The sequence below is a fragment of the Enteractinococcus helveticum genome, assembly GCF_001657475.1.
GTDB lineage: Bacteria > Actinomycetota > Actinomycetes > Actinomycetales > Micrococcaceae > Yaniella > Yaniella helvetica.
Genome location: NZ_LXEY01000020.1, coordinates 56,303 through 74,404 on the forward strand (window position 1 = coordinate 56,303; position 18,102 = coordinate 74,404).

Below are 18,102 nucleotides of genomic sequence, written 5' to 3' on the forward strand. Positions count from 1 at the left end.
CGACACTCATGCAACTGAATAGTGTATGAACATTTGTCGACGCCTATGTCACCCGGTGTTTGCTTGGCTACTTTACGGTGTCGAAGGTCCGCCTGACAGCGGCTTTCTCACTTACGTATCGTAGAAAAGGGTAATTTTTGATGCCTCCGAAACCACTGGGTGGCCGGGTGGGCGCGCTCAGCGCGGCGTGCCTGGTCGCACTGTCACCGTTTGCTATGTCTTCGGCAGCGGCTATGCCAATCCATCCCGCAACCACTGTCCAAGACGTTCAACAGCAGCAGCCTTCCGGGCTGGTCGTGACCGAAATCCTGCCGGACACCACCGGGTACGATCACTTCGAATACTTCGAAATTCACAACGCCTCGGACGCGCCAATCGATCTAGACGAAGCCGGCTACAGCTTCGCGTACAGCTACGACGATTCCGCCGACCAGAGTCGTGATGTTGCGCTGAGCATCCATGAAGATGAAGAAACAGTGGTGCTGGCACCTGGCGAAACCGTGGTGATGTGGCTGAGCTATGCCAACGCCACAGTAGATTCCTACGCCTACACGGTTGATGACTTCCGCGAATTTTATGGCATGGCCGATGACAACGACGCGCGCATCGTGCGGATTGAAGGCCAAGCCGGTATGGCCAACGGTGGCGAGCGCGGTATTCGTGTGCTACAAAACGGTGAGGTGGACAGCTGGTCGTTCTACCCAGCGGGCTCGGCAAGCGTTCAGCAGGGTATCGAGTTCGGTCGCGCCATCACCGGCGACCAACCCTCCCGCGTGGTAATTGCCCAACAGGCAGCCCCAACCCCGGGCCAGGTACGCGAAGAACAACTCAGCCTGGAGCCGGTTGAGCCCCAAGAACCAGAAGACCCGGCTGACCCGTTTGCTGACCGCCTGCCACCAGCAACCGCTGCACAACTGCTACTGACCGAACTGGTCGTGGACTCCAGCAACGTTGGGGGATCCGACGGCTACGAGTTCATCGAGGTTGCCAACCCGACAGATACGCCAATCTCGATGGCCGACTACACGATCAACTACCTCTACCCAGACACCGGTAGCAACGCACTGTGGGCGGCAACGCCGTCCGACGTCGTCATTGAACCCGGCCAAACCCTGGTCTACTGGATCAAAAACGGTGCCAATAATGACCTCACCGCCGAGGATTTTAACGCGTTTTATGGCACGGAACTGGTCCTTGGCGAATCGCTGGCCGAAATTTATGCCGGTGGCATGGCAAACGGTAGCGCTCGCGGTATCCAGATTGAAACCAATACCGGGTTTGCCATCAACACCGGGTATTACAACATGGACGGCGTCCGTGATGTACAGGTCGATCAGGGCCTGCACTTCGGCGTTGACGAGGGTGATCTGCACAACCAGCAGCTGTGGGGCAGCGCTGATCCGACCCCGGGCGCCCTGCATTCCGCACAGACTCCTGAAGCGGCGGTGCAACTGACCGCCGACGAGACGGACCCGCAGGTTCAAGACAACACCGCCGATACCATCGACCCGGATGCAGGTCTGGCCTTTACCGCCCGCATTACCGACGACGTCCAGGTCAAAACCGTGACCCTCAACCTGCAGTCCAATGCGGACGAGGCCGTCCAGCAGGTCGTCCTGCGTGCCGGTGCGGACGACACCTATACCTACGAAGTGCCCGAAGCAGATCTGACGGGCAAGCGCTGGTATGACTACTCGTTCACGGTGTCTGACGGCACCAATAACATCACCACCGACACCCAGCGTGTGACCGCCGACGGCGTCAGCGATGCTCCGGTGCGGCTCAACCTGGAAGATGATCAGTGGGTTTCGGGCACCACCGCCGTCATTGGCGCCTCGGATTCGCTTGAGGATCAGGTGGAAGTTTCCATCGATGACCAAAGTGTCGACACGGAAGCCTCCCTGGAAGCAGAACCGGTCTTCGCGTTTGAAACCACACAGACTGACGCGTATTTCCGCAACGGCGTGCTGGCCGGTGACGACGTCCTGGAGATCTTCGATAAGGGCACCTACCAGAACGTCGAAACCATTTCGACGTCGGTGCCGCTGGAATACATTACCGACGGCCGCGACGTCACCTTGTCGATTTATGCGGGCACCAAAGCCGCCCCGGAAATTGATCCAGATGAAAATAATGACGACTTCCGCATTCGCAACCCACGCTTGATCCTGCCGGATGGCCGCACGCTGACACCGGCCGGGCTGGATGACCCACAAGCCTGGATGGACATGGGCGACAGCGCGGGCAAACTGGAATTCTACGACGCGCAATTCGACCTTCCCGATGATGCCTTTACCGGTGCCGCTCACCAGTGGGATACCACCGCCACCAACGACGGCGACCACACCGTGACCGCCTCGCTGGCCGACGGCGACGACAGCGTCACCCGCAACGTGAAGGTTGATAACACCGGACCACAAATCGAGATCACCGGCGTCGAAAATGAGCAACCGGCCCGCGGTGAATTCATTCTGGACGCCACGGCCGAAGATGCCGGAGCCGGTGTTGCCAACCTGGCTGCCACACTGGACGGCGAAGAAATCGAACTGCCGTATGCGACGTCTTCGGTTGAACTCGACGCTGGCGACCACACGTTTGAGGTCATCGCAACCGATGAGCTCGGCAACGAATCCACCCAAACGGTCACCTTCACCACCCCGGAAGAAAACCCGACCATCGGTGAACTGACACCAAGCGATGACGCCACGGTTGAACCTGGCGATGTGGAACTGACCGCAGAAGTTGATGACCCCAGTGGCGACTCCGTGGATGCCACCTTCTACGGTGGACTGCGCCCAAGCCTGGACTCGGATGCGATCCGCGCCAGCTCCGGCACCGTCACCGATGCCGCAACCCTGGACCGCGCCACCGCCGAACCGCTGAGCGAAGACGACGTCAAAGCCATGACCACCCTGGACGGGCTGGACGCCGCTGTCGAATCGGACAGCAAATTCCCTTATCAGCTGTTTGAAGTCGACGTGCCCGCCGACGCCGTCGACGGTTCCGAAGTCCGCCTAAACTGGCAAGGCAGTGCCGAAACCGATGCACAGGTCGCACTGTATGCACTGCCAAGTGATGGTAGCGGGTGGGAAGAAATTGATCGCCACGTGACCGGCCAATCCCAGGACGCGACCCGCGGTATTGCCGCCCGCGTGCACCAGGCGCTCGCAGAATCCACCGGTGCTGAGAACTTCAGCCTCAACGGCGTCATCGATGCCGACCAGTACGCCGAGGACGGCACCGTCACAGTGTTGGTCCAGCACTCCGATGGGTTTGCCGGTCAGGATTTCACCACGCGTGACTCCACGGTGCAGCCAGCTCATGCCGACGACGTTGCGCGTTCCGAATATGATTTCACCTTCGCCTGGGAATCCGACACCCAGTACTACAACGAAGATTTCCCACACCACCAGACCGCCATTCACGACTACGTCCTGGCCGAACGCGAAAACAAGAACATCCAGTTCTTATTCCACACCGGCGACGTCATTGATGAAAAAGACAAGACCTACCAATGGGAAAACGCGGACCCAGAATATCAGCGCCTCGATGACGCCGGTCTGCCGTACTCCATTTTGGCCGGCAACCACGACGTGGTGCTCAACAGCCAGGTCGACTACACCACCTTCAGCCAGTATTTCGGCGCCGACCGTTACGCTGACACCCCTTGGTACGCGGGCACCTACGAGGACAACCGCGGTAGCTACCACCTATTCTCTGCCGGCGGGATCGACTTCATTGTCGTCGCGATGGGCTGGGATCCCGATGATGCCGAAATCGAGTGGATGAACCAGGTGCTGGCCGAGCACCCGGACCGCGTGGGCATTGTGAACCTGCACGAGTACATGTTGACCACCGGGGGATTGGGGCCGGTTCCGCAGCGCATCTTGGATGAGGTTATTGCCACCAACCCCAACGTCTCAATGGTCATGTCCGGGCACTACCATGACGCCTACACCCGGACCGATGATTTTGACGACGACGGCGATGGCCAAACCGACCGCACCGTCACCTCGATGCTATTCGACTACCAGGGCCTACCCGAAGGCGGCCAGGGCTTCTTGCGCCTATTGCACTTCGACAACGAAGGCCAACGGATGATGGCGCGCACCTATTCGCCGTCGCTGGAGCAGTACAACTCGGATGATCCAACACTGCTGGTTGACGGCGACGACCCATATGCGGATCAGCAGTTCGAGATCTCGTATGAACAACTGGGCATCGAGTCGACTCAACGCCAACTGGCCACCGATGCATTTACCGCAGAGGTCCTGACCGATGCGCCAATTGGCACCGTCGAGGATATCGAGACCCCGGGCACCGCATCGATCGTGTGGGAAGACCGCGAAGCCGGGGAGCACTCGTGGTATGTCAGAGTCACCGATGACTTTGGTGGTTCCGTGGCATCACCCGTGATGACCTTCACCGCTGCAAGCACCAACGACGACAATACCGACGACGGCACCGGTGACGATGCGGACCCGACCGACGATGAGAACTCATCCGGAAACGGTGACACCCCGGGTGATAATGGCGCGTCTGACGGTGGCAGCCAGCAGCCCGATGCCGATGATGCTTCGACGGACGGCACCGACCGCCTCGAGGACCCAACCACAGATGCTGCAGGTGGCACCGAGGATCAGGCCTCTGATGATCGATCCAGCGGAGATCTGGCCGATACCGGTGCTTCGGCTGCGCTGGGTTGGTTGATCGGCGGTGGCCTGTTGGCGCTGGCTGTCGGTTCAGCACTGGTCTGGCGCCGTCGGGCAGGTGGTCACCAGTAGCCTAGCTGAGCCATTCAGGACACCTACGGCCTGGTGGTACCCCTGGTGGGACCGCCAAGCCGTAGGTGTCTGTGGCAGGAAATTTGGGTGATCGGTGCGGAAAAATATCCCGCAGGCGGCTTAACTCCCGGCCAAAAAGGGCAAAAGATGCTGGCTCCGAAAACATCTGGGCTAGATTAGGGGGTGGAATTGTGGGGTGCCCTTACACCACAGGGCGCTTGAAACATGAGGAGATCACACATTTATGTCAAAGATCATTTACACCTACACTGACGAAGCGCCAGCTCTGGCAACAGCATCCTTCTTGCCAATCGTGCGCGCGTTTGCCGCCAAGGCCGGTGTAGAACTGGAAACACGAGACATCTCCCTGGCCGGCCGTATCCTGGCCGCCTTCAACGACGTGTTACCAGAAGATCAGCGCGTCAACGATGCCCTGGCTGAACTCGGCGAGCTCGTCAAAGAAGCCGAAGCCAACATCATCAAACTGCCAAATATTTCAGCGTCCGTACCGCAGCTGGTTGCCGCCGTCAAAGAACTGCAAGAAGCCGGCTTCGCTCTGCCGGACTACCCGTACGAAGTGACCAACGACGAGGAACGCGACGTCCAGGCCCGCTATGCAACCGCCATGGGCTCGGCTGTGAACCCGGTGCTGCGTGAAGGCAACTCGGACCGCCGTGCACCACGCGCCGTCAAAAACTTTGCCAAAAACAACCCACACTCGATGGGTGACTGGGCCAAGGATTCCAAGACCAACGTCGCCACGATGGGTGCAAACGACTTCTTCTCTAACGAACAGTCCGTTACCCTGTCAGATAACGACACCCTGACCATTCGGCACATCGACGCCGAGGGCAATGTCACCAACCTCAAAGAGGGCCTGAAGGTCCTCAAGGGTGAAATCGTGGACTCGACCTTCATGTCCGCTAAAGCGCTGGATGCCTTCCTGGCCGAACAGGTCAAGTGCGCCAAGGAAGAAGGTGTGCTGTTCTCAGCACACATGAAGGCCACCATGATGAAGGTTTCCGACCCGGTCATCTTCGGTCATATCGTCAAAGCCTACTTCCCAGGTGTGTTTGAAAAATACGGTGCACAGCTGGCTGCCGCTGGCCTGTCCGCCAATAACGGTCTGGCCGGTATCGAAGCTGGCCTTGATCAGCTCGATGCCGACGTCGCCGAAGGTATCCGCAAGGAAATTGCTGACGCCTACGAAAACGGCCCAGATTTGGCCATGGTCAACTCCCACCGTGGTATCACCAACCTGCACGTCCCATCCGATGTCATCGTGGATGCTTCCATGCCGGCCATGATTCGTTCCGGCGGCAAGATGTGGAATAAGAACGACGAAACCCAGGACACCCTGGCCGTGATTCCTGACTCTTCTTACGCCGGAGTTTTCCAGGCCGTGATCGAGGACTGCCGCGCAAACGGTGCCTACGACCCGACCACCATGGGAACCGTGCCAAACGTTGGTCTGATGGCCCAGAAGGCCGAAGAATACGGCTCGCACGACAAGACGTTCATCATGGACAAAGACGGCACCGTCGAGGTCGTTGATCAAGCCGGCAACGTGTTGATGAGCCACCAGGTTGAAACCGGTGACATCTGGCGCGCCACCCAGACCAAGGATGTTCCGGTTCGCGACTGGGTCAAACTGGCCGTTACCCGTGCCCGGGCAACGCAGACTCCGGCCATTTTCTGGTTGGACGCCGAGCGTGCTCACGATGCCCAAATTATCGAAAAAGTCAAAGCATACCTGCCAGAGCACGACACCGATGGCCTGGAAATCAAGATTATGGCCCCGGAACGTGCAACCCAGTACACGGTTGAGCGCATGCGCCGCGGCGAAGACACCATTTCGGTGTCCGGTAACGTGCTGCGTGACTACCTGACCGACCTGTTCCCAATTCTGGAATTGGGCACCTCGGCCAAGATGCTGTCAATTGTTCCACTGCTCAACGGTGGCGGCCTATTCGAAACCGGTGCTGGCGGTTCGGCTCCAAAACACGTTGAACAGCTGCTGGAAGAAAACCACCTGCGCTGGGATTCCCTCGGTGAATTCCTGGCCCTTGCCGTGTCTTTTGAACACTTAGCGACTGCAACCGATAACTCCCGCGCCCAGGTCTTGGCCGATGCGCTGGATGCCGGTACCGGTGAATATCTGGAAGAGGGCCGCTCGCCATCGCGTAAGGTCAATGAACTGGATAACCGCGGTTCCCACTTCTACCTGGCACTGTACTGGGCTGAAGCACTGGCCGCACAGACCGAAGACGCCGAACTGGCTGAAGCGATCAAACCAGTCGCCCAGGCACTGCGTGACAACGAAGAAACCATTGTCAAGGAACTCAACGATGTGCAAGGAAACGCAGTATCGATCGGCGGGTACTACTACCCGAACCACGAGCTGACCTCCAACATTATGCGCCCATCGGCAACCCTGAACAAGATTGTTGACGGCCTGAACGCCTAAGTTCTGCCCCTGAGGTTACATAAACCGCAGTCATAACACGACAGGCTCTGAGGATTCCTAAAGAATCCGCAGAGCCTGTCGTTTTTTATGTTGAAAGTCATGACGACACAGATCAGGGCATTAACGCATGCGTGGTTCCTCGTATTGTTCCGGATCGTAATCTTCACGGGCACCGGCCTCACGCGAGGACTGTTCCAGCACCGTATAAGCTTCACGCGCTATCGCCGTCCACAAACGGATCGCCAGGTGTGGCTCGATTTTTTCGATGTGGGCAATGGTCTGAGCCGACAGAACTAAGACCTCGACGTCGTCGATGGCGCGAATGGTAGTTAGCTGCTGGCCCGTGTAGCTCAGCGCGAATTCACCAAAGGTAGAGCCGGGGGACAGATAGACGTGACGGTACCGGGAATCGCCGGGGCCTTCTGCTTCCAGTTCCACGCGGCCGGAACGGATGAAATAAATACCACCGAATGGTTGACCAACGCGCCGGATGATGGTGTCGGCCGTGTAGCTGCGCAACTCCATGTAACCCGCCAGCACATTGACATCGTGGTCATCGAGGAAATCGAAGACCGGGGCCGTGCCGGGTTCACGTGGGGCATCATCGATTTGTAAAATCTGACGAGCATACCGCTGAGCTAAGCGTAATTCAGCCCATTCCAGAGCCGCGGAGCGGTTGTCGAATAGGCGGAACTCACCGGTGATATCTTCGGTCAGTGTCTCAGAGTCCCAGGGGAAATCCAGCTGCCCGGCCGAAGCAGCCTTTGCTTTATCGCGTGGATCAGGGACTTCCAAATCATCGCGGACCTTGACGAATTCCAAAATGTGCTCAACGAGCGTCTCGCCCCAGTCGATAAAGATGATGTCTTTACCAGAGGCGCGCCATCCCGAAGTGAGCGAAGCCAGCATGAGAATCGCCGCACGCCCGAAATCGTCGACGCCCTGAAAATCGATGACCACCATGGTGACGTCCTCGTCCATTTCGACAATGGTGCGTGCCATGGTTTCGGTTTCGGCAAAGCCCAGGTCACCGGAAACCTCAAGGATTTGGCAGCGGTCGCCAAATTGGGAGGTAATCCGGGACAGCTCTGTGGAGCGGACCACGCCCAGCGAGGCATCAGCCAGCGAGTAGTGGGCGCGCAGCGTTGAACCACCCAGGGGAGAGGCTTCAGCGTAGTGCAACCCGAGATCTCGGGTGACCCGTCGGATGGCTGCGGCCCCTCGCACGGAGTTGCCGTGCTGATCCAGTGGCGCAGAGTAGACACCAATGCCCAGTTGACCGGGGACGACCACCATGATGCCGCCGTCGACCCCAGATTTTGCGGGCAGGCCGATGTCGATCATCCAGTTGCCGGCGGCGTCGTACATGCCGCAGGTCATCATCACACCTAGGACCTGGCGGGTGGTTTCTTCGGTGAAGACTTCCCGCCCGGTGACCGGGTTGATGCCCTTATTGGCCAGGGTGGCCGCCATCATCGACAGGTTTTCTGTGGTCACATCGGTGGAGCATTCTAAGAAGTAGTCTTGGACCACCGGTTCGGGATCCGAGTCAATAATTTCAAAGGACCGCAAGAGCCAGGCCAGCGCCCGGTTGCGGTGCCCGGCAATGTTCTCGGCGTGGAAAACAGTGCGGTTAATCTCTAACTGGCCGGGGGAGCCATCGGCGGCCAGATCCATGGTGCGCGAGATCCTGCTGATCCGATCCACCCCGCCGCGGCCCTTGATCAGCCCCACTGTGGCAATAGCACCGGCGTTGATCATGGGGTTGGCGGGGCGGCCGGTATTGCGTTGTAGCGAGATTTCGTTGAACGGGTCGCCGGAGGGTTCAACGTCGATCTTCTTACCGACCTGGGTTGGTCCCAGATCATCCAGGGCCAGACCGTAGGCAAAAACTTTGGCAATCGACTGGATGGCAAATTTATGGTCAGCATCGCCCGATGAGTACTGCTGGCCATTGACCGTCGTCAGCGTTATCCCAAATTTTTGAATATCGGGTTGGGTTGCGGTTTCGGTCACCGGATTGACGGTGCCCGCCGTCATCGGTCGCAGACTGTCAATCATGTCGGCAAGGTAGCGGTGCAACGGTGAAATCATCATGGGCAATCCCTCATCACAGTCATCCAGTGGCTCGTTTAGTAGCCGGCGTCCACGTCGACCAGGCCCTCTAGAGTATCAGGTGTTTTCCCTGCGGCCAGCGCATACAGGTTGCGCACAATGCGCTCGTTGAGCAGCGGGATCACCATGTCTGGAGTGTCAGCTGTATGCGGGGTGATAATGCAGTTGGGCTCTTCCCACAGCGGGTGGCCATCGGGCAGTGGCTCCGGGTCCGTCACGTCCAGGCCCGCCGAGCGAATTTTACGCTCGGCCAGCGCCGCCACCAGTGCATCAGTATCGATCAGGCTGCCGCGGGCAATATTAACCAGTACGGCACGGTCGTTCATCAGCTCAAACTGATCAGCGCCGAACATGTGCTTGGTTTCCGGGGTGGCCGCCGCCGCAATGACGACGACGTCGGCCGCCGGCAGCACCTCGTCGAGTCGCTCAGCTGTGATCGTGTGGTCTGCACCGTCAAGGGGTTCGGATCTGCGTCGCACCACGGTGATCGAAGTATCCCAAGTGGAAAATAGGCGCACGAGCTCTTCGCCGATGCCCCCGCCGCCGACAATGACGACGTTGGCGCCGTTGAGTGTCGAACCGTAGGTGGCACCCCAGCTGGTGGCACGGATGCGTTCGGGTAGATGCCGCAACAACGCCAGGGTCAACGCCAGGGCGTGTTCGGCCACCGGAGGAGCGTAGGTCCCCTTGGCCGAGGTAAAGGTCACGCCAGGGTATTTGCGTGCCACCGGCAAGAAGGTCTCAACCCCCGCGTAGGGCAACTGTACCCAGGTGATTTTGGGGTTGGCTGCCAGCGTATCCTCGATGACCGCGGAGTTGATCATCTGCACCACGATCATCGCCGTGGCCTCGCCGTCGTTGGGCTCCACAATGCTAAAACCGTGCGATTCCGCCGTCGTCACGGTGGTTTCATGGGCGTGTTCGTACGGGGTATTGTCGCGGTCGGTTTGAACGGGGAGAACTACGATCTTTTGTGTCATAACCCTATGTTCACATGGATTGGTACAAAATCAACACAACGCAGCGGCGTCCACTCGCCAACACGGTTTTAGCCGATGCGTTCAGCTTCCAGGTGGGCGGCCGATAAGCGCACGTACACTTCGGCGTTGGTCTTCAAGCCGGCAACCTGCTCTGGGCTCAGTTCGCGTCGCACCTTGGCTGGCACACCGGCCACCAGGGAGTTCGGTGGAATTTCCATGCCCTCGGGCACCATCGAATTGGCGGCAACCAGACTACCGGCACCAACGACGGCGCCATTGAGCACGGTGGCATTCATACCGATCAGCGCGCCATCACCCACGGTTGCGCCGTGGACAATGGCTGCGTGACCCACGGAGACGTCTTGGCCGATTGTGCAGGGGAAACCCTCATCGGCATGCAGGACGACGTTGTCTTGGAGGTTCGATCGGGCACCGACGCTGATGGGTGCTGAGTCACCCCGGGCTGAGACCCCGTAAAACGCTGAGGAATTTTCGGCCATGGTCACTTCGCCAGTAATGGCGGCGGTTTCGGCCAGGAATACGGAATCATGAATGTTGGGGGTTTTGCCCAAGACAGTTTTAATAATCGCCATACGGTCACCCTAAAAGCAGGATAAGGCCTTGTCACTAGTTGACCGGCCAGCGTGTCACCAGATAAATATCCGGTGGCAGTTCGAGGTGAACTCCCACCGGATCCTGGTGTCAGGCAGGGCGCGGAGCGCCCGTGAGGTTATTCGAAGATGACGGTGCGGTCGCCGTCGAGGAGGACTCGGTGTTCGGTGTGCCATTGCACGGCCTGGGCTAGGGTGGCGCCTTCGACCGCGCGGCCGCGTTGGACGAAGTCTTGGGCGGTCAGGGCGTGGTTGACGCGTTGGACGCGTTGTTCGATGATGGGGCCCTCATCTAGGTCTGCGGTGACGTAGTGGGCGGTGGCCCCGATGAGTTTGACCCCGCGGTCATGGGCCTGGTGATAGGGGCGGGCACCTTTGAAGGAGGGCAAAAACGAGTGGTGAATGTTGATGGCCTTGCCATCAAGTTTGCGGGTGAGTTCATCCGACAGGATCTGCATGTAGCGGGCGAGCACCACCAGTTCGATGTCGTATTGATCGATGATCTGCATCAGTCGGGCTTCGGCTTCGGCTTTATTGTCGGTGCCATCGGCGTTTTTGATCAACGGGATGTGTACAAAGGGCACATCATAGAAATAGGCCATCGGTTGTAAATCCAGGTGATTCGAGACAATCACGGGTACTTCTACCGGTAGGGTGCCGGCGTGTTGCTGGAAGAGTAACTCATTCATGGTCCGGCCGTCTTTGGACACCATAATCAAGGTGCGGGTTTTCACCGCGGCATCATAGACCTGAGCATCCATATCGTATTGCTCCACGACATCGGAAATCGCTGCTTGAGTGTCAGCCACGGTGGCATCGGTGGCGAATTCGACACGCATGAAAAACGTCCCGCTGTTTGGGGAATCGAATTGCTGGGATTCTGAGATGTCGGCGTTGACTTCTAGCAAAGCCCCGGTGATGGCATGCACAATCCCCGGTTGGTTCGGGCAGGACAACGTGACAATGAGGTTGTTTTTACCAATGACCATGAACGTCAATTTCCTATCATGAAGCGGGAGTCTGTTGGTATATTAGCGCTTCATTACATTTAATGTGCAACGGCGCGGTCAGGGATCGTTACAACATCGGCAAAGATTGTTCTGGCACTGCTTATTCGTTGCATCATCGACAACTATGTCCGGATGACTCATGTCTGTCGTGGCATGAACAAAAAAAATTCCGGCCCCCTCGTGATGAGAGAGCCGGAATTCTTTGACTACGTATCGTCTCTAGACGATGCGAACGTCGTTGCTATGAGCTTAGACGAGCGAGTCGGCGGTGTCTTTTGGATCGCCGCCTGGCTGCTGGTCGCCTGCGGAACCGCCCTGACGGATGCGGTCTTCGATGCGCTGACCGATGGTTTCGTCAACGTTCTTCCAGTACTGGATAGCGTTGGACAGCACCGGTTCGATCACGGTTTCCAGAGCACCGGCAACGGTGTCGACTAGGCCGTCGCGTTCTTCTTGGGAGAAAACTTCGTTGACCAGGATGTTGGGCTGGATGAAGTCGCTGTCGTCTTCACGCAGGGTGTAGGCCTTACGGACCAGGTCGCCGTCGGTTTCCCAGCTGACGTCAATGGCGCCTTCTTCATCCGACCAGGAGTCACCAAACGAGTTTGGTGCGTATGGACGGCGGGCACCGGTGTGGTCGTACCACATGGCGCCTTCGAAGTTGTAGGTGTGGACTTCGTTGATCGGACGGTTGACCGGCAGCTGCTGGAAGTTGGTGCCGATACGGTAACGCTGAGCGTCCTGGTACGCGAAGTTACGACCCAGCAGCATCTTGTCTGGGGACATGCCGGTACCTGGAACCATGTTGGCAGGGGAGAACGCGGCCTGCTCGATCTGAGCGAAGTGGTTTTCCGGGTTGCGGTTGAGCTCCATGGTGCCCACCTTGATGCGTGGGTAATCCTTCTGCGACCAGGTCTTGGTCAGATCGAATGGATTGTAGCGGTAGGTCTTGGCGTCCTCATACGGCATGATCTGCACGTAGAGATCCCAGGACGGGTTGTCGCCACGTTCGATTGCATCGAACAGGTCACGACGGTGGTATTCGGCGTCGGCACCGGCCAGTGCTTCGGCTTCTTCATTCGACAGGTTTTCCAGGCCCTGGTTAGTCAGGAAGTGGAATTTGACCCAGAAGCGTTCGCCGGCGTCGTTGGCCCACATGTAGGTGTGGGAGCCGTAACCGTTCATGTTGCGCCAGGTCTTTGGTAGACCACGTGGGCCCATCAGGTAGGTGACCTGGTGTGCAGTTTCTGGGTTCTGGGTCCAGAAGTCCCACTGCATGGTGTTGTCACGCAGGCCGGAATCTGGCAGACGTTTCTGCGAGCGGATGAAGTGTGGGAACTTCATTGGGTCGCGCACAAAGAAGACCGGGGTGTTGTTGCCAACCAGGTCGAAGTTGCCTTCTTCGGTGTAGAACTTCAAAGCGAAGCCGCGGACGTCGCGCCAGGTGTCTGGTGAGCCCAGTTCACCGGCAACGGTTGAAAAACGGGCCAGCATTTCGGTTTCTACACCGGGCTGGAACATGGCGGCTTTGGTGTACTGCGAGACGTCTTCGGTGACCTTGAAGGTACCAAAAGCGCCGGAACCCTTGGCGTGTGGACGACGCTCTGGGACGTTCATCCGGTTGAAGTGCTGCAGGGTTTCGACCAGGTGAGCATCGTGTAAGACGATGGGGCCGTCTGGACCAACGGTTAGCGAGTTGCGGTCGCTAACAGCTGGGATGCCGGCCTGGGTTGTGGACCCGGTTGCGTGTGGCGTTTTTTTCTCAGCCATGAATTCAGTCTCCTTAAGACCTCGGTGAGATGAACTAGGTGGGCAAAGCTCCAGCTTAGGCAGACACTTTCGTGTCACCAACCGTGGGGTGGTCAAGCGCGTCCAAACAGCTGGTGCATGTTCCGTGGTAGACGACGTCGGCGGTGTCAATCACCATGCCGTGCGTCTCAACGGGGCTCATGCACGGGGCGCTGCCGTGTTGGCACGGCACATCTTCGATGCGTCCGCACACCCGGCAGTGGACGTGATGGTGGTTGTCGAAGTGCTGAATTTCGAATCTGGCCGCGGTGGGCCCAAACTCGAGTTTCCGCACTAAACCGACATCCACCAGGGATTGCACCACGGTATAGATGGATTGAATTGTGATCGCAGGAAGCGACTGGCGAACCTGGTTTAACAGCTCATCGGCGGTTGCGTGCGGTAGCCCCGCAAGAGACTCCAAGGTCGCGACGCGCTGCCGTGTGGACCGCAATCCGGTTGCCCGAATATGCGACGGCCAATCGATGATCTGGCCACTGTGGCTCACCTGTTACCTCCTTGAAGCGATCGATATCTCTATTATGCCACTTTTTTGAATCATTCAAAAAAGCTTGCGGTATGTGACGTTCGACTCAGTTGATTGCCCGAGGTGGTCAATCGCGGCGACGGCGGCCTTTCGACCCGCTCGCGTAGCCCCAATCGTTGAGGCTGATGCCCCGTAGCCCACCAGAAACACTCCGGGTGCAGCCGGTATCGTCACGCCATCTTTGTCAACGACGACGCCGCCATGTACGCTGCGAATACCCAGCGGATCAAAGTGCCCGAGACTGTGTTGGAATCCGGTGCCCCACAAAATCGAGTCGATCGGGGTGACCCACTGGTGGTGGATATCGGTTCCGTGGCCGGGCAAAATTTCGGTGTTGCGGTGCATCTGGGCTAACCGCGGATCCCCGGCGCGCAACAGATCATCAACCGCCGGACCTTGTGAGTTAATGGTCGCGCCGTCGGGGCCGGGCCCATTGAGTGTGACATGATCGGACCCAAATGAATCAATGAACCCGCGAAATACCAACACCCCGCGATTAATGAAATCCAGGGATTCCGTATTCAATGCCAGGCCCGTATTCGAGACCACCGACCGAGGCGCTTTGCCCGCGGTGACCAACGTCGTCACCCGTTCTTCCACCCGGCGGCCCCAGTCGGGACTGAAATGTTCCGGATTCCAGCGCGGCAGCGAGCGTGAAACCCACACGGTGTGGTCGGTAACTTTTTCCAACATCATCAAAAACTGGGTCGACGACGCACCACCGCCGACCACGAGCACGCGCTGGTTGCGGAAGTCTTCGACATCGCGGAAGGTTTTGGTGTGCCACTGTTTCCCGGTGAAATGTTCCAGGCCGTGATAGTAGGGGATATTGGGGGTTTCCCAGGTGCCGGTGGCATTAATGACGGCGTTGGCCGTGAAGTCTGCGCCGTCAGTGGCGATGTAGAACAGCTCGTGCTGCGGCTGGGTTACGGCCTTGACCTTGGCCGGGCGGATGACCTCGAGCCCCAGGTGTTGTTCATATGCGCCGTAATATTCGCCCACCACTTGTGACGCCGGACGCCAGGTGTCTGGGTTATCCAATGGGAAACCCGGCAGGTCGTGAACGCCGTGAGCACGCCCCAGGGTGAGGGCATTCCAACGGTGTCGCCAAGCGCCCCCGGGGCCCTGGTTACCATCCAGAACCGCAAAGTCTTTGCCGGAGACCAGACCGCGACGGTGCAGCGTGCCAGCGGCGGAAAGCCCGGCCTGACCGGCGCCAATCACCACAATGTTGAAATGACGAACCGTAGCAAATGGGATGGTGGTGTTGTTCGACGACATGGCACCAGCGTAGTTGAAGGTCTTGCCATAAAGGTGCGGTTAATGACAAGTGCACGCCGGCGGCGTAGCAGCCCATTAGGATAAGTGGAGTCGTTGAGAAATTTTCACCAGGAGTGCGATGTCTGAAATGTCCAATGTCAATAACGCCCCATTGACAGAAGTTGATCCTGAAATTGCCGAGGTGCTGGGACTGGAACTGGGCCGCCAGCGCAACAGCTTGGAAATGATTGCCTCGGAGAACTTCGTTCCACGGTCCATCTTGGAAACCCAGGGTTCCGTGTTGACCAATAAATACGCCGAAGGTTACCCAGGACGCCGTTACTACGGTGGCTGTGAATACGTCGACATCGCCGAAAATCTGGCCATCGACCGCGCCAAAGCCCTATTCGGCGCCGAATACGCCAACGTGCAGCCGCACGCCGGTGCTCAGGCCAATGTGGCCGTAATGGAAGCCCTGATGGAGCCGGGCGATACCCTCATGGGGCTGTCGCTGGATCACGGTGGCCACCTCACCCACGGTATGCCGCTGAACTTCTCTGGTCGCCGTCACAATATTGTGGCCTATGAAGTCGACCGCGAAACGTTCCGCATCGACATGGACAAGGTTCGTGAACAAGCCCTGGCCGAAAAGCCAAAGGTCATTGTGGCCGGTTGGTCGGCCTACCCGCGCCAGCTGGACTTCGAAGCCTTCGCCTCGATTGCCCAAGAAGTTGGCGCCAAGCTTTGGGTTGACATGGCCCACTTTGCCGGTCTGGTCGCAGCAGGTCTGCACCCCAACCCGGTTCCATACGCCGACGTCGTTTCCTCGACCGTGCACAAAACACTGGGTGGTCCACGCTCCGGGTTCATTCTGGCCAAGGAAGAATACGGCAAGAAGATCAACTCACGCGTCTTCCCAGGCCAGCAAGGTGGCCCGCTGATGCATGCGATTGCCGGTAAAGCCGTTGCGTTCAAGATTGCCGCATCGGAAGAATTCAAACGTCGTCAACAACGCACCCTGGAAGGTGCCCAGATCCTGGCTGCCCGTTTGACCGAATCCGACGTCGCCGACGCCGGAGTTTCCGTGCTGACCGGTGGCACCGATGTGCACCTCGTGTTGGTTGACCTGCGCAACTCCGAATTGGATGGCAAACAGGGCGAGAACATCCTGGACGAAGTTGGTATCACCGTCAACCGCAACTCGGTGCCATGGGATCCACGTCCACCAATGACCACTTCTGGTCTGCGCATCGGTACTCCAGCGCTGGCCACTCGCGGCTTTGGTACCCAAGAATTCACCGAAGTTGCCGACATTATCGCCAACGCGCTGAAACCAAGCCCCGATGTGGAAGCACTGCGCGCCCGCACCGACAAACTGGCCAACGATTTCCCACTGTATGAGGGATTCGAAAACTGGTAAGCCACCAAGTGCTCACCGACTAATGACAGTGTCCGGGCCCACCACTACACTAAGTGGTTGGGCCCGGACGCGGGTTAACGTTGAAAGTCGAACCAACTAGACAAGGACGTCGCTCCATGATGACTGCGTTGAAACTAGATGGCCGCGCCACTGCGGCCGCCATGAAAGAAGATCTCGCCGAACGAGTTGCCAAACTCAAAGAACAGGGCATCACCCCCGGGCTTGGGACCGTCCTGGTGGGTGCTGACCCAGCCTCGCAATCCTATGTTGGCGCCAAAATCCGTGACATGGAAGAAGTCGGCATCAACTCGTTGCACCGCGAGCTTCCCGAATCAGCGACCCAAGAAGAAGTCTTGGACGTCATCAACGAGCTGAACAATAACCCGGAATGCACCGGCTACATTGTGCAGTTGCCCCTGCCAAAACAGATCGACACCGATAAGGTGCTGGAGGCCATTGATCCAGGCAAGGACGCCGATGGTCTGCACCCATTGAACCTTGGCCGGTTGGTAGCAAACGCCGGTGGCGAGATTACCTGGCCGCTGCCCTGTACTCCAAAGGGTTGCCTGACGCTGCTGCGTCGCTACGACATCGACACCAAGGGCAAGACCGTGCTGGTCATTGGTCGCGGTATCACCATCGGCCGTCCAGCGACCTTGCTGTTCACCCGTCGTGACGTCAACGCCACCGTGATCGCCGCCCACACCGGCACCACAAACATGGATGAGCTGATCGGCCAGGCCGACATCATCATCGCCGCCGCCGGCAATCCCGGCATGGTCACCAAAGACAAGGTCAAAGAAGGCGTCGTGATTCTCGACGTCGGTGTGAGCCGTGAAACCACCGACGACGGCAAAACCCGCATTGTTGGCGACGTTGCCAAGGATGTGGCAGAGGTCGCCTCGGCCATGTCGCCAAACCCAGGTGGCGTGGGTCCGATGACCCGCGTGGAACTGGTGGCCAATGTCGTCGAAATTGCTGAACTTAACGCCGCAAAAGCCTAAAACCTTTCCGTAACGCAGCAGTATTTATAATCCCTCGGCCGGTCATCTGACGGGTCGAGGGATTATGGTGTTAGCGTACGGGATAATGTCGGTGACCAATTGGGCACCGCCTTGCA

Annotated in this window: 11 protein-coding genes; 4 read left to right on the top strand and 7 right to left on the bottom strand. The window is 58.4% G+C overall.

Features of this window, described 5'->3' with window-relative positions:
• Window positions 1–140 precede the first annotated feature (140 nt).
• Both A6F49_RS09525 and A6F49_RS09530 read left to right on the top strand, forming a co-directional pair.
• Complete coding sequence (locus tag A6F49_RS09525) at window positions 141–4,784, top strand: metallophosphoesterase (protein ID WP_043057483.1); 4,644 nt, start codon at window positions 141–143, stop codon at window positions 4,782–4,784.
• A gap of 244 nt (window positions 4,785–5,028) precedes the next feature.
• Window positions 5,029–7,251 carry an NADP-dependent isocitrate dehydrogenase gene (locus A6F49_RS09530; RefSeq protein WP_043057482.1) on the top strand — a complete coding sequence of 741 codons (2,223 nt, stop codon included), beginning with the start codon at window positions 5,029–5,031 and terminating at the stop codon, window positions 7,249–7,251.
• A 120-nt stretch (window positions 7,252–7,371) separates the two neighbouring features.
• On the opposite strand, the gene glsA is transcribed toward A6F49_RS09530, so the two are convergent.
• The 7 genes from glsA to A6F49_RS09565 all read right to left on the bottom strand — a co-directional run bounded on the left by glsA (window position 7,372) and on the right by A6F49_RS09565 (window position 15,583).
• The gene (gene glsA / locus A6F49_RS09535) at window positions 7,372–9,348 is read right to left on the bottom strand and encodes a glutaminase A (RefSeq protein WP_052504787.1); all 1,977 of its coding nucleotides are present in this window, start codon (window positions 9,346–9,348) and stop codon (window positions 7,372–7,374) included.
• A gap of 35 nt (window positions 9,349–9,383) precedes the next feature.
• The gene (locus A6F49_RS09540; protein ID WP_043057481.1) at window positions 9,384–10,346 is read right to left on the bottom strand and encodes an NAD(P)-dependent oxidoreductase; all 963 of its coding nucleotides are present in this window, start codon (window positions 10,344–10,346) and stop codon (window positions 9,384–9,386) included.
• A 68-nt stretch (window positions 10,347–10,414) separates the two neighbouring features.
• Window positions 10,415–10,939 (bottom strand): gamma carbonic anhydrase family protein, encoded by a 525-nt coding sequence (locus tag A6F49_RS09545; RefSeq protein WP_043057480.1) that lies wholly within the window; start codon window positions 10,937–10,939, stop codon window positions 10,415–10,417.
• Window positions 10,940–11,076: 137 nt separating this feature from the next.
• Entirely contained in the window at window positions 11,077–11,946 is an 870-nt protein-coding gene (purU, locus tag A6F49_RS09550) for a formyltetrahydrofolate deformylase (protein ID WP_043057479.1), read from the bottom strand.
• A gap of 270 nt (window positions 11,947–12,216) precedes the next feature.
• Window positions 12,217–13,737 carry a catalase gene (locus A6F49_RS09555; protein ID WP_043057478.1) on the bottom strand — a complete coding sequence of 507 codons (1,521 nt, stop codon included), beginning with the start codon at window positions 13,735–13,737 and terminating at the stop codon, window positions 12,217–12,219.
• 55 nt (window positions 13,738–13,792) lie between these two features.
• Window positions 13,793–14,263 carry a Fur family transcriptional regulator gene (locus A6F49_RS09560; RefSeq protein WP_235604955.1) on the bottom strand — a complete coding sequence of 157 codons (471 nt, stop codon included), beginning with the start codon at window positions 14,261–14,263 and terminating at the stop codon, window positions 13,793–13,795.
• A gap of 54 nt (window positions 14,264–14,317) precedes the next feature.
• Window positions 14,318–15,583, bottom strand: a complete 1,266-nt coding sequence (locus A6F49_RS09565; protein ID WP_043057477.1) for an NAD(P)-binding domain-containing protein — start codon at window positions 15,581–15,583, stop codon at window positions 14,318–14,320.
• 118 nt (window positions 15,584–15,701) lie between these two features.
• Between A6F49_RS09565 and glyA the strand changes: the two genes are divergently transcribed.
• A complete protein-coding gene (glyA, locus tag A6F49_RS09570; protein WP_043057476.1) occupies window positions 15,702–16,982 on the top strand; it encodes a serine hydroxymethyltransferase in 1,281 nt (426 codons plus the stop codon).
• A 119-nt stretch (window positions 16,983–17,101) separates the two neighbouring features.
• Entirely contained in the window at window positions 17,102–17,986 is an 885-nt protein-coding gene (locus A6F49_RS09575) for a bifunctional methylenetetrahydrofolate dehydrogenase/methenyltetrahydrofolate cyclohydrolase (protein WP_043057539.1), read from the top strand.
• The last annotated feature ends 116 nt before the right edge of the window (window positions 17,987–18,102 follow it).